General features: G+C 40.6%; 15 protein-coding genes and 1 pseudogene. 2 read left to right on the top strand and 14 right to left on the bottom strand.

What is annotated here, in order from left to right; genetic code table 11:
* The 13 genes and pseudogenes from GGR02_RS17735 to GGR02_RS16880 form a co-directional block, all read right to left on the bottom strand.
* The coding region (locus GGR02_RS17735; protein ID WP_375782326.1) for a GNAT family N-acetyltransferase at positions 1-543 on the bottom strand (543 nt) is incomplete at its 3' end.
* Positions 515-976, bottom strand: a complete 462-nt coding sequence (locus GGR02_RS16930; RefSeq protein ID WP_229706287.1) for a GNAT family N-acetyltransferase — start codon at positions 974-976, stop codon at positions 515-517. The genes GGR02_RS17735 and GGR02_RS16930, both read right to left, overlap by 29 nt.
* 374 nt (positions 977-1,350) lie before the next feature.
* Positions 1,351-1,737: pseudogene (locus GGR02_RS16925) on the bottom strand (DUF4351 domain-containing protein); the annotation flags it as partial.
* Positions 1,738-1,770: 33 nt separating this feature from the next.
* Positions 1,771-2,226, bottom strand: a complete 456-nt coding sequence (locus tag GGR02_RS16920) for a hypothetical protein (RefSeq protein WP_183186107.1) — start codon at positions 2,224-2,226, stop codon at positions 1,771-1,773.
* A 109-nt stretch (positions 2,227-2,335) separates the two neighbouring features.
* Positions 2,336-2,818 (bottom strand): PD-(D/E)XK nuclease family transposase, encoded by a 483-nt coding sequence (locus GGR02_RS16915; RefSeq protein WP_229706288.1) that lies wholly within the window; start codon positions 2,816-2,818, stop codon positions 2,336-2,338.
* 246 nt (positions 2,819-3,064) lie between these two features.
* Positions 3,065-3,520 carry a type II toxin-antitoxin system VapC family toxin gene (locus GGR02_RS16910; protein ID WP_183186106.1) on the bottom strand — a complete coding sequence of 152 codons (456 nt, stop codon included), beginning with the start codon at positions 3,518-3,520 and terminating at the stop codon, positions 3,065-3,067.
* Positions 3,513-3,803 (bottom strand): hypothetical protein, encoded by a 291-nt coding sequence (locus GGR02_RS16905; RefSeq protein WP_183186105.1) that lies wholly within the window; start codon positions 3,801-3,803, stop codon positions 3,513-3,515. Before GGR02_RS16905 ends, GGR02_RS16910 begins: the two co-directional genes overlap by 8 nt.
* Before the next feature lie 213 nt (positions 3,804-4,016).
* Positions 4,017-4,223 (bottom strand): hypothetical protein, encoded by a 207-nt coding sequence (locus GGR02_RS16900; protein WP_183186111.1) that lies wholly within the window; start codon positions 4,221-4,223, stop codon positions 4,017-4,019.
* Positions 4,211-5,152, bottom strand: a complete 942-nt coding sequence (locus GGR02_RS16895) for an Rpn family recombination-promoting nuclease/putative transposase (RefSeq protein WP_311734045.1) — start codon at positions 5,150-5,152, stop codon at positions 4,211-4,213. Before GGR02_RS16895 ends, GGR02_RS16900 begins: the two co-directional genes overlap by 13 nt.
* Before the next feature lie 270 nt (positions 5,153-5,422).
* On the bottom strand, positions 5,423-6,301 hold the full coding sequence (locus GGR02_RS16890) for an Rpn family recombination-promoting nuclease/putative transposase (protein ID WP_183186104.1): 879 nt from the start codon (positions 6,299-6,301) through the stop codon (positions 5,423-5,425).
* Between the two features lie 217 nt (positions 6,302-6,518).
* Entirely contained in the window at positions 6,519-7,082 is a 564-nt protein-coding gene (locus tag GGR02_RS17730; RefSeq protein ID WP_229706284.1) for a hypothetical protein, read from the bottom strand.
* A 1-nt stretch (position 7,083) separates the two neighbouring features.
* Positions 7,084-7,497, bottom strand: coding sequence for a hypothetical protein (locus GGR02_RS17725; RefSeq protein ID WP_229706285.1), 414 nt, complete (start codon positions 7,495-7,497; stop codon positions 7,084-7,086).
* Between the two features lie 725 nt (positions 7,498-8,222).
* The gene (locus tag GGR02_RS16880) at positions 8,223-9,158 is read right to left on the bottom strand and encodes an Rpn family recombination-promoting nuclease/putative transposase (RefSeq protein WP_183186103.1); all 936 of its coding nucleotides are present in this window, start codon (positions 9,156-9,158) and stop codon (positions 8,223-8,225) included.
* A gap of 205 nt (positions 9,159-9,363) precedes the next feature.
* Between GGR02_RS16880 and GGR02_RS17720 the strand changes: the two genes are divergently transcribed.
* Both GGR02_RS17720 and GGR02_RS16870 read left to right on the top strand, forming a co-directional pair.
* Positions 9,364-9,660: a hypothetical protein gene (locus GGR02_RS17720; RefSeq protein ID WP_229706286.1), complete on the top strand. Its 297-nt coding sequence runs from the start codon at positions 9,364-9,366 to the stop codon at positions 9,658-9,660.
* Between the two features lie 3 nt (positions 9,661-9,663).
* Positions 9,664-10,161: a PIN domain-containing protein gene (locus GGR02_RS16870; RefSeq protein WP_183186102.1), complete on the top strand. Its 498-nt coding sequence runs from the start codon at positions 9,664-9,666 to the stop codon at positions 10,159-10,161.
* 395 nt (positions 10,162-10,556) lie between these two features.
* On the opposite strand, the gene GGR02_RS16865 is transcribed toward GGR02_RS16870, so the two are convergent.
* Positions 10,557-11,717, bottom strand: coding sequence for a phospholipase D-like domain-containing protein (locus GGR02_RS16865; protein WP_183186101.1), 1,161 nt, complete (start codon positions 11,715-11,717; stop codon positions 10,557-10,559).
* Between the last annotated feature and the right edge of the window lie 194 nt (positions 11,718-11,911).

Genomic DNA, 11,911 nt, shown 5'->3' with positions numbered 1-11,911 from the left:
TCTGCGTCCATTCCTTTCGTTTTGAGCAGTTTGTCTAGCTTGTTGTAAGAAAGGTATGTGCCATGTTGAAAAAAAGTTTGCCTGACTTGATAGTTGGCGAAGTTGTACAAGTTTTTTGACCGAAAACAATATTTGTCGAGCATCGGATAATAGGGATGAGCGGCGCAAATCATATGCCTTTCCACTCGATTCACCATCATGATGGTTGTTCACCTCGCTTTCTCTTTTAATATACATTGTGCCCATTCCTTTTCCACGAAAAGCGGCGAGCAGTCCGATGACAATGTAAACGGAATGTCGATTTCGTCTTGCAAATCCACCCCTTGCCAATAAATAGCCGACCAACTCCCCTTCATCCGTCTCGGCAAGCAATATAGTCGCGTTGTCTTCGTTCGTGATCGCTTCGAGGTGACTGCGCTGCTGTTCGGGAGCGAGCTTGCGTTCCCCCGCTTCAAACAGCAAATAGTCCGACTCCGACTCGACTTGCAAAATGAGCGCAGCGAGCCGTTCGGCATCATCGACCGTTGCGTGGCGAATGTTCAATGTTGTTTCCCCCTTCCAAATACTGCGTTGCCAACTCCGCGCTTTGATAGCGGGCGAGCGCCGTCTTCGCTTTGCGAAAACCTGTTTGCATATAAAACGGCTCGTTTCCGGTCGTGGAAATAAGATGGACACACGACACGGCCTCAAGCTGCGCAAGCAAATCTTCCACAATCGCCTTCCCGATGCCTCGACCTTGATCATCGCGATGAACGACGACGTCATAAATCGCCGCATTAAACACGCCGTCAGAAAGGGCGCGACCAAATCCGACAAGGCGGCCTTCGGAAAAGGCAAGCGCCACGATATTGCTCGCTTGAAACACGCGCTGAATGATTTCTTCCGTATGTTTCACCCAACCAACGGATTCGTATATTTCTTTCATTCGTTTCCAATCAGCATTTTGCAAATTGCGCTCAATATGCCATCTTCCCATATCCTCTTCTCCCTCTCTTTTCGATTTCCGGCAGTAACTGGGCGTGATCACCGGTTCTGTTCGGCACCCTTCCGTATCGATGCAAAATAACGGCATTTGCTAGAACGAAACAAAACAACAATGAGATAAAACATCTCCCGTGATGTTTCTTCTCCCCTTATAAATTGAAAATATCCGTCAATTCTATCGTACTGAAACGTCAAAGAAAACGTTGTCGAATATTGTAGAAACCCACAGTAAATTTTGAACATTTTTTGCTAAATTAAGATGGTACTTTTCCTTCTTACTGACACACATGCATACATAATTAAAGGGAGCCGAATGACTCCCTTAGTTATATAAAGTCATGTTTAAAAAAGAGGAACAGCACCATATCATTTCAACCTCTCAATTTCTTCCACAGCCAACTCCGTTAGTTCATGAATCGTCTGTACGTCGTACCCTTTTTCCAGCATCTTTTTCGCAATCTGGCGTTTTTCTTGCTGCAGACCTTGTTGTAATCCTTGTTGTAACCCTCGTTCCACTCCTTCTTTCAAACCCTTCTCTAGCGCTTTTTTCTCGTACGAAATGATTAACTCTAACACTTGTTCTTTTTCTTTCGTTTCCATCTCATTCACCTCGTTTCGCAATTGTTGTTCTTCCTCATCCGACAGCTTCACATATGTTTCAAAAAAACCGACGAACAATCTCTGTTTTGCTTCGTCTAATTCCATGCGCACCATCATGCGTAAAAATTGTTTTTTTAATTCCACTCGTTTCGATGATCTTCAGCGGGTGACAGTGTAACGTACAAATTATTTAAGAATAATATATATACCAATCAACGCAAAAACAACATCTCCCAAAAGAACCAGCCACACACGTTGCCAAAATACACTCTTTTTCCCTAACTCTTTTAAAACAAAAACTTCTTCTTCTCTACTCAACCCTTTCTCTTTTATTTTTTTTAACTTTCTCTTTACCTGATTTTCAAGCAACACATCGGCAAAAACAGCTAAAATATTATGATAAACAAAAAAAACACCGAAAAAAACGGCTTCTGTTAACATCGAGCGATATACAAGCCAAGACTCCCAAATCAAAAACCAAAACCAATTCCATGGATGTCTTTTCCAAACCCGTTTTATTTTTGTTGGCTCATCTACAGACCAATGTTCATTCCCTTTCCACTTCCTTTTATACTCTTCTGCTTTCTTTCCTAAATACAACTCCAATCGCTCCACATCAGTCAGAGTATAATGAGTTCCCATATGATTTCGTCCTTTCCTTTTCTTATAAATTACCTAAAAACAATTTTCATAAAAAAATAAGACCTCCAATGACCTGCGTTTGGCAAGTAAAAAATACACAATATGGATGTCAACTCCCCAGCAGTGCGAGCAGACGTTGCTCTTCCTCCTTGACTTGAGGTTGCATCATGGTGATTGACACCCCCCGACCAACACAAGTCATATTTGCGCTGTCACACCACAATGGTACTCGATTCCCTTTTCGACAGGTGACAGTCATCGGGATTCCCTGCAATTCGCGAACCACTTCTTCATCGATCTTTTTCGTCCGGCTGTCCACCGCCGACAACATCGTCAGCCACGGCCATTCGGGTGACTGCTTCACATCCCGACGGTATTTTTTCCATTTTACCATAAATTGCGAAAAATCAAGCACATGAAATTCAAGGTGATGGCTCCAAAGAAACTGTTCTTCGTCTTCGCGGATGTGAGTGTGGAAGCGGTCGGTTTCGTGCGGAAAGAGCGAATAGTTGAGGATCGCAATCATAATCGTCGGAGGGAGTGTGTCGTACCGTTCTCCTTTTGATAAGGAAGACGAAAATAGCCGTGCCAATAGTACAGTACAACAGGCATTCTGGCATACTATACTGAGGGACGAAGAAAAATGCAAATGTGGAAATATGGGTTTGTAAGGAAAAGTAAGGAGATAACGATCTGTGAACATAGGAGTATAATGTTTCTTTGAAAAACTCACCATCGCAAAAAGCTCGCGTGACAAAAACATTGAATGAGAAGACAACATCATGCACATGTGGAATTTCAAAAAAGGGCTGAATGATAAACATTCAGAGCAACGGTCTTATAACAGTTTATGAATAAACGTTTGCAAGTCTTCTGGATCTTGAATAGGATTCACATAATTCAATCCCCATTTTTGCAAACGTACAAAATCTTTATCATTGTTGCTAAACAATGTCATTCCTTTTACAATCGCTGTAGCAGCAATAAGCGCATCCCCTGCTTTTAATGTTTTTCCGGTTTCCGTCTTACATTTTCTCCGCAATTCGGCTGCCTTTTCTGCTATTTCGAAGTCCACGTTGTATAGCGTTGCTGTCTGAATATAGCCGTATCGCTTATGACGAATCGCTTCGTTCGTTTCTATCTTTTCATATGAAAGAAACTCCATCGCAACAACACTAGACATTGCGATTTCAAAACCATCATTTAACAGTTGAGTGAAGAGGTGTTTCACTGGCTCATAGCCCAAATAATGATAAACGTAAATATTATTATCAATGAGTGCGATATTACTCAAACTCCTTATTCCTCCATTCTTCTTCCCGATTAGCCATTTTAAGCAACTCTTTTACATTTTCACCAGCGAGAACAGCACTACCTGCTAGGCTTTCAAAAGCTTTCACTTTATCCTCCATACTCAACGGTTTCGGCTTCACGATCAATTTATCTGTTTGTTCTTCAATGACAGTCAACTGCAATAAATTCGCTTCCTGTAACGCCCGCCTAACTAATTGAAAAATATGCACATAGTCGCGGCGCTCATCTTCGTTATGATTTTTTAAAATGTCTACATTTCCCATTGCTATCCCTCACTTTCTGTATATTTTTATTATACCATTCAACACCAACCAAGTATATCCAAAATATAGACACACTCTTTCAAATAGCTGAAAACAGATATTTCGGCAAACTCCACAAATACCAAAAGTCAATATGTTCGTACATATCTGAGAAAAGAGAAGGATGTTTGAATTAATTCTTTGAACAATCGGTCATAGTCAACGACCATCGAATCACCTCGCGACATCAAGCATTGTTTCATACGGTTTCATCGACAGGTGACAGGCACCGAAGCCACGGCTATCCTCCCCTTTCAACTTCGTCTCAACAAGCAAATCGACGCGATACTTCTCCCCTGCCGTCACATCGGTGAACAATTCCTCCGACAAAAACGACACGTGCTCTTCGGGGCGTGACAGGCACGGCATCAACTTTCCCATATTCTCTGAACTTCTTCCTCCGTCAAGTCAAGCATGTGGGCGATGTCGGCAATACTCATCCCCTTTTCCACCATCTTTCGAATCATTTCTCGTTCTTTATGCTTCATTCCTTCTTTCAATCCCTCAACCCTTCCTTGTTCCAATCCCCTTTTCAACCCTTCTTTCAACCCTTCTTCCCGACTTCCGCGAATGTTCGATAGTTGGTCAAGTAGCCATTTCAACCGCATTTCGTATGCATAGCGGTTTTCCGGATCCACACTCAAACTTTGCCATTCTTCTAACGCCTCTAAAATTTCTTGTTCTGTCATCGCGATTCCCTCCAATTCGCGAACCATTTCCTCATCCACCTTTTTTGTCCGTCCATCCACCGCCGACAACATCGTCAGCCACGGCCATTCGGGTGACTGCTTCACATCCCAGCGGTATTTCTTCCATTTTACCATAAATTGTGACAAATCAAGCACATGAAATTCAAGGTGATCGCTCCAAAGAAAGTGTTCTTCATCTTCACGGATGTGGAATATCGTATGAAAGCGGTCAGTTTCGTGCGGAAAAAGTGGGTAGTTGAGGATGGCAATCATAATCGTCGGGGGAAGTGTGTCATATCGTTCTCCTTTTGATAAAGAAGACGAAAACAACCGCGCCCAGTAATACAACAGCCGTTCCGGCATGCCGTATTGCGGGATGATTTGAATTTCAACATGAATGCGCTCGCCACGATTCGTCCGAACGATGACGTCTAGCCGTCCGGTTTTTCCGTCTTCTGTTTCTTTCGTTAGCTCCGTATTTTCAAACTGCACATCGACGATTCGGTCATCTTCTTTCCGATGCAACAGCGCGTTTAAAAACGCCATCGTAATCGACTTTCGGCTCGGATGGCCAAACAGCTGCTTAAACATAAAATCCATTTTCAAATCGAGGTATTGCACGAGGATCATCCTTTCGTGGAATGTAGAGGTACAATTTGATTAAAACCGGGAAATAAGGGAAATGCAAATGAAGAAAATTGAATTTTGCGGCGCCTTTTTTCGCGGCAAAAGCAAAAAAAGAGCCGCGAAATGGCTCTTTTGCGAATGAAAAATAATTTTCCGATAAAAGTGGGCAATTTTTTATCTTTCTCCCTAGCGAACTTCGATATGCTTCAGGGGCGTGACAGGCATCACGAAATTTAGTTTCTTTTGGTTTTGACAGACACGATATCACTTCAACCTCTCAATTTCTTCCACAGACAGCTCCGTCAGTTCATGGATCGTCTGTACATCGTAGCCTTTCGCGAGCATCTTTTTCGCAATCTGGCGTTTTTCTTGCTGCAGACCTTGTTGTAACCCTCGCTCTACTCCTTCTTTTAAGCCTTTTTCTAACGCTTTTTTCTCGTACGAAATGATTAACTCTAACACTTGTTCTTTTTCTTTCGTTTCCATCTCGTTCACCTCGTTTCGTAATTGCTGTTCTTCCTCATCCGACAGCTTCACATATGTTTCAAAAAAGCCGATTAACAATCGCTGCTTTGCTTCGTCTAATTCCATTCGTACGATCATGCGTAAAAATTGTTTTTTTAATTCCACTCGTTCACTTTCAGTATACCCCATTTTGCTTAACAACGCAGCGGCGATTGGGTTGTCGTGGCGAATGTAATCACGCCAGTTTTGTTTGCGCAACTCCACAGTAAGAAAGCGGAATTGGAGTACATCGAAAAACGGGAATTGGAGCGTAAACGAGGAAGGTTCATTTCGAAGGTAATCGTAGCTAAATACCGCAATCGGCAACATGCGCTTTCGGTATTTTTCAAACAAGCGGCTAAAGTAAATAAACATCCGTTCGGGAAACAATGGCTGTACGTAGCTTTGATTTTCGATATGGACGATAATCAGACCATCCTCCCCTTTCAACTTCGTCTCAACCAGCAAATCGACGCGATACTTCTCCCCCGCCGTCACATCGGTAAACAATTCCTCCGACAAAAACGCCACGTGCTGAAAGTCGATGTGCTCATGCACATGCGGGAAAAAGAGAAGAAGAAACTCTTCAAAAAACGTTGTAATCAGCTCTTTAAACAACCGATCATGGTCAACCGCCATATATGCACCTCGCTTTCTGTTTTGTTGCATATTTTTCGACAAAAGCGGTATCATTCCTGCTTTGGAAATGAGAAAGCAGAGAGGTGAACTCTCTGTTTTTTGAGCTTTTGAGCGTGATAGGTACCATAATCAAATAAAAATGGTCTCACCTGACTGTCAAGTTTTCCTGCGAGTAATCTGGCTCTCTAACCAAATGTTACATCATTTTTCCATGCAGTTATATGACGGAATAATTTCTTCCGCGTCCTTCAATCTGGTCTTTATATGCTATAAGTGTATTTAGCATTGTATTAGGATAGTTCACTTTTTCTCTCAACTCTTTCAATGATTTTGGGGAATGTTCAAGCATTACTTTTTGGATGCGTGTCATTTCTTGCACATCGTACGCCGCTTTATAGGCCATAAAAGGCGATACATAATCACTTATGTTCATGGAAGTAAGCTCTTCGCTGCCTGTCCATTTGTATAGCTTTATTTGTTTCTGGAATCTACTAAGGTTATCTTGCTCGATCAGAAATCTATATATGAGATCGCTTTTTATTTTGGAAACATTTGATTGTTCGAGATAATTTTTTTCTAGCAAAAATACAACAATCCCCATAAAAGTATCGACTATTTGCAAAGGAATGGATTTAGCTGAATCTTGAGACATGACACGAACCACTCGATAGTTTTTGTTTCTATAGGCAGAGTGGGCGTTCATCTGTTCAATAATTTTATGTCCAAGAAAAATCTCATCATACTCGTCGTTCTGATCCACTTTAATTTTAACTTTAATCATTTCATCCTTTAATCATTTCATCATTTTCACTAAATTCGGATAAATTTCTTGTCACACCATAGAACAGCCTCTCTGGTATCTTTATATAAAATAAATTTCTCAACTCAGGAGTAGTTAATCCTATCCTTTGCGCAGCATATAAGGCATCCTTATTATTAACGATAAGAATGTTTATTTTTACATCCTCATTGATAACTGTATGGAGAGTTTGAAAGTATTTTTTTACATGGTTGTCTTTAGTATACTCACGAAAGTGTAATTCACTAAAGGATTTACATTGTTTAAATATGTCCCGAACTTTTCTAACAACTTTTGCCATCGATATATCTGTACTTCCATAAGCACCATAATAAGAATACTCAACGTCAAATTGGTCAATTTTATTACTCTCATCAAAATAAATCAAGTAGTACATAGATTGATGTACACCTCTTTTTTCTTATTCAATTGATATATTTTTTTTACCAAACTCTATTGACTAAAAAAATTTTATGACTTATATTTATTTACAACAAGGTGTTATTTTCCCCGCTACCGTTTAGGCAGGGCTGATAGCACAAAAGTTCGGCAAGATAGCTTTTCCCCGCTACCGTTTAGGCAGGGCTGAGCTATCTTTTTTTTGCACCTAACCATGTACAAAGAGTGATAATAAATGCAAAAAGCGTTACGATCTTATCCTTTGATTTCGTATGATTTATGATAACTATTCATCCCCTTCATAGAATAGGAAAAGCTTGTAAAATCGCATTTATTCCTGCTTCCCTTATCTATACTAGTGCCATTGGAGACGAGGAAGGTGAACAAGATGGCAAAAGGTGCTTTGGATTTCCAACAAGCGGTTTTTACACTCGAAAGCATGGTTACATTATATTGAACGCTCTCCCACCTACGCGTACGCTTAGAGGTGGGAGATTCTTGAGAACACCCGCCCCACGGTAGGTTTTTTACCAAGCCATCCCCGTGCGTCCCACGGTTGGGCTGCCGCTACAACGACAGCAAACGAAGTCCTTCATTCAAGATATTCCGAGCGGCGTTATGGTCGAGGTCATGTTCGGGTCCGCAGGTGAGGCATATCCACTAAAACAGCGTGACAGGCACCGTATCATAATTTTCCGCTAAAAGTGGACAGTTTTATCTCTACTATTCTTCAAGGGCACGATATTCCTCCAGCTTCTCAATCTCTTCTACAGGCAACTCTGTCAGTTCGTGAATCGTCTGTACGTCGTAGCCCTTCGCGAGCATCTTTTTCGCAATATGGCGCTTTTCTTGTTGCAGGCCTTGTTGTAATCCTTGTTGTAGTCCTTGTTGTAGTCCTTGCTGTAACCCTCGCTCTACTCCTTCTTTTAAGCCTTTTTCTAACGCTTTTTTCTCATATGAAATAATTAACTCCAGCACTTGTTCTTTTTCTTTCGTTTCCATCTCGTTCACCTCGTTTCGCAATTGTTGTTCTTCTTCGTCTGACAGTTTGACATATGTTTCAAAAAAGCCGATTAATAATCGCTGCTTTGCTTCGTCTAATTCCATGCGTACGATCATGCGTAAAAATTGTTTTTTCAGTTCTACCCGTTCACTTTCAGTATACCCCATTTTGCTTAACAACGCAGCGGCGATTGGGTTGTCGTGGCGAATGTAATCACGCCAGTTTTGTTTGCGCAACTCAACAGTAAGAAATCGGAATTGAAGCACATCAAAAAACGGAAATTGGAGCGTAAACGAGGAAGGTTCATGGCGAAGATAGTCGTAGCTAAATACCGCAATCGGCAACATGCGCTTTCGGTATTTTTCAAACAAGCGGCTAAAGTAAATAAACATCCGTTCAGGAAATGACGGCTGCACGTAGCTTTGATTTTCGATATGGACGATAACCAAGCCGTCTTCCCCTTTTAATTTTGTTTCCACCAGCACATCGACGCGGTACTTCTCCCCCGCCGTCACGTCGGTGAACAGTTCCTCTGACAAAAAAGCCACGTGCTGAAAGTCAATGTGCTCATGCACATGCGGGAAAAAGAGAAGAAGAAACTCTTCAAAAAACGTTGTAATCAGCTCCTTAAACAACCGATCATGGTCAACCGCCATATATACACCTCGCTTTCTGTTTTGTTGCATATTTTCGACAGCAAAAACAACATTCCTGCTTCGGAAATGAAAAAACAGAGAGCCACCCAACGACTCTCTGTCTCTATCAAACTTCGACAATCTTCGGGGCGTGACAGTGGACCGTATCATGACTTCTTGAAATATGGTATAATGTGTATAAAACCTCAACCAAGGTGGGATACAAATGAGAACTAACAAAAAAGGGAACCGTGGCGCATATCATATAACAACTGGAACAGCAAAACGACCAATTTTAAAGAGAATCGTGCGTCAGAACCGTCATCATTACCGAATCGAAGTGCCTGTTCTAACAGAAGGACAAGTGAAGGAGGTCATTCAAGTGCAACCTGAAAAGAAAAAACTAACCAAAGAAGAAAAAAAAGCGTTACACAAACGTCTGGCTGGTAGTGCAAAGTTATTTAGCAAAGAAGGCGTGGCGGAATCACTCAAAATTGCAAACAGAGAAGAGTGGGAGGATTAAGCAGTGTCAACAAAAATACTAATTGATACAAATATATATGCGGCACATGAAATGGGTTACCCTGATGCAGTAGAGTTTATTGAACAGCTGATTGAAGATGAAACGGAAATTATTATGACTACCTTGATTGAGATGGAAATCATGTCTCATTTCGAAATCGAAACAGATCCTGATATAAGAGAAAATAGAAAAGGATATATTCAAATGGCTGATCAAATTTATGACATCACTAGAGAAGATACGGAGCTAGCAGCTGACATAAGAAGAAAAGCAAGAGCCGATCGTACACGCAAAAAGAGTATTAAAGCACCAGACGCTCTTGTTGCAGCAGCGGCTCTTATACATAATGCCATATTAGTTAGTAATAACGATAAAGACTTTCGTTGGATTCGAGAGAACTATACTTATAAAGATCGAAAGTTAAATTATGTAAATCCCATAATAGATAAGAAAGCTTACGGCGAATTTGTCAAAGCCTATATCGAAAGCAGAGGAGTTTAGAAAGAACGTTAGCATTTTTATTCGAACATATTACCCTTTACGTATTACGCGACAACTCAATTAACGACATTCGTAGCCCGTCACCAAAATATTTTCAAAATACGTCTTCCGCAACAAGATATTTCCCAACCCGCTTGCTGCAATGTGAAAACGCAAAATACACTTTTTCGACAGCGAGAACAAAAACAGCCGCACCTAATCGTACAGCAGGCGTCCCTAACGAAACGATTTGAATTTCAAAATGTGAGGGCACATTTCCTACAATAAAAAATCACGGAGAAGTACACATACAAAAACAGAGAGCCGCGCTATGACTCTCTACTTCTACAAATCTCGACAATCATCGGGGCGTGACACCGTACCATGTTAATATACACCGGATCTAATTTAAAAAACTAGAAAGAAAAATACATATCTCTGAGTTGACGAATATCCGCAATATTTTCTGAGTACTGCGCTCCTTCTTCTCGTGTATATTCATCATATTCCCCTTTGAAAGAAAGGAAATTATAGCTACCTTGAACATAAAATGCTTCGTCACAAATCAGTAACTTATAATGCGTATTTTTACGCATTATACGAAATCTATCTCCATACACAGCATAACGCCTAAGTAATTTTTCGGCTACCTCATCACTTTGATCTGAACGCGAGGAATTACTAATACTCGAATCGTTTATACCGTATAAAATTTTGATGGCGACTCCTCTTTTTAGGGCTTTTTCGAATTTGTCCATCAATTCTTCTTCTACAACACGATGGCTCATCCACGGACTAATAATATCAAGCTCCCATTTTGTCTCTTCTATTGCTTTAAGGAAAACTTGTCGAATCTCACTATTGCGTAGATGTTTGTTCTTTATTTTTTTATACCAGATAAGATCATCGTGCAACGGTTCGAAGGAATGAATTTGTATCGGTTGCTTTTGGATATCTAAAAATAACGTTCCCACTTGATCAATTGAAACTTCCCAAAGAACAGAAGTGTTCTGCTTAGTTAACTGCTTCATTTTCATTGGGTCGAAGTGCAACATACTTATTATTTTCTCTACCCTATCGATATGCTCTTTCGATAATAGAGATAGGTAGGTAACAACTTGTGGGTTCACATACACCCCATTATACTTTGCAAGTCGATCAGAAATAGTTTTAATTCGTTGTTGAAGCACCTCTTCTAATCCTTTTTCCTCAACTACATTTTGTAAGGAATTATCTTTAATTTTTTCTCTGTAATATTGTAACTCTTTCTCTAGACGTGATATATCTTCTAGGTAAAGTTTAAACTCCTCTGTCTGCTGTTTAAGGTTGGCCCATTCCTTCTTCAATCCTTCAATTGTCCATTCAATTTTTGCTTCCCTCTTCGCCCGTTTCGTTGCTTCTTTAGAAATTCGTTTAATTTCTTCTTTTGAAATTTTTTGATCATGTAATCGAGCTTCTAAAACGGTCTTTGCAGCATAGCCTAGTCCAAATGTAGCTGCATACACTAATGGAACAGTAGTGATCCCTCCTAGATAAGGGATAAATGTTTTGTACCCTGCTAAAATAAGCTGTTGCATTAATACCCCCCAACCAATCACTCCTATTGTATAAGACAGTATTTCTTTCGCTCCGTTTTCTCCAACAGGATTCCCTAACACCCGGCTGATATAAGTAACCAGTAAGCGTCAAACTCTTCCCACCTAGTTTTGCCCCTATATCCATGTCATAATTTCTTTAGAAATCTTTATTAAAGGAGTTTTGATATGGATAA

This window comes from Anoxybacteroides voinovskiense, assembly GCF_014196205.1.
Classification (GTDB): domain Bacteria; phylum Bacillota; class Bacilli; order Bacillales; family Anoxybacillaceae; genus Anoxybacteroides; species Anoxybacteroides voinovskiense.
The sequence above is the reverse complement of the archived record's forward strand: the minus strand, read 5'-3'. Positions and strand labels throughout refer to the sequence as shown.

Coding starts and splice junctions, on each gene's coding strand:
- GGR02_RS16865 (WP_183186101.1), bottom strand. CDS start 11,717: ATGCAACAGCTTATTTTAGCAGGGTACAAAACATTTATCCCTTATCTA.
- GGR02_RS17730 (WP_229706284.1), bottom strand. CDS start 7,082: ATGATTAAAGTTAAAATTAAAGTGGATCAGAACGACGAGTATGATGAG.
- GGR02_RS17720 (WP_229706286.1), top strand. CDS start 9,364: ATGAGAACTAACAAAAAAGGGAACCGTGGCGCATATCATATAACAACT.
- GGR02_RS16905 (WP_183186105.1), bottom strand. CDS start 3,803: ATGGGAAATGTAGACATTTTAAAAAATCATAACGAAGATGAGCGCCGC.
- GGR02_RS16880 (WP_183186103.1), bottom strand. CDS start 9,158: ATGGCGGTTGACCATGATCGGTTGTTTAAGGAGCTGATTACAACGTTT.
- GGR02_RS17725 (WP_229706285.1), bottom strand. CDS start 7,497: ATGTACTACTTGATTTATTTTGATGAGAGTAATAAAATTGACCAATTT.
- GGR02_RS16890 (WP_183186104.1), bottom strand. CDS start 6,301: ATGGCGGTTGACCATGATCGGTTGTTTAAAGAGCTGATTACAACGTTT.
- GGR02_RS16930 (WP_229706287.1), bottom strand. CDS start 976: ATGGGAAGATGGCATATTGAGCGCAATTTGCAAAATGCTGATTGGAAA.
- GGR02_RS16900 (WP_183186111.1), bottom strand. CDS start 4,223: ATGGGAAAGTTGATGCCGTGCCTGTCACGCCCCGAAGAGCACGTGTCG.
- GGR02_RS16920 (WP_183186107.1), bottom strand. CDS start 2,226: ATGGGAACTCATTATACTCTGACTGATGTGGAGCGATTGGAGTTGTAT.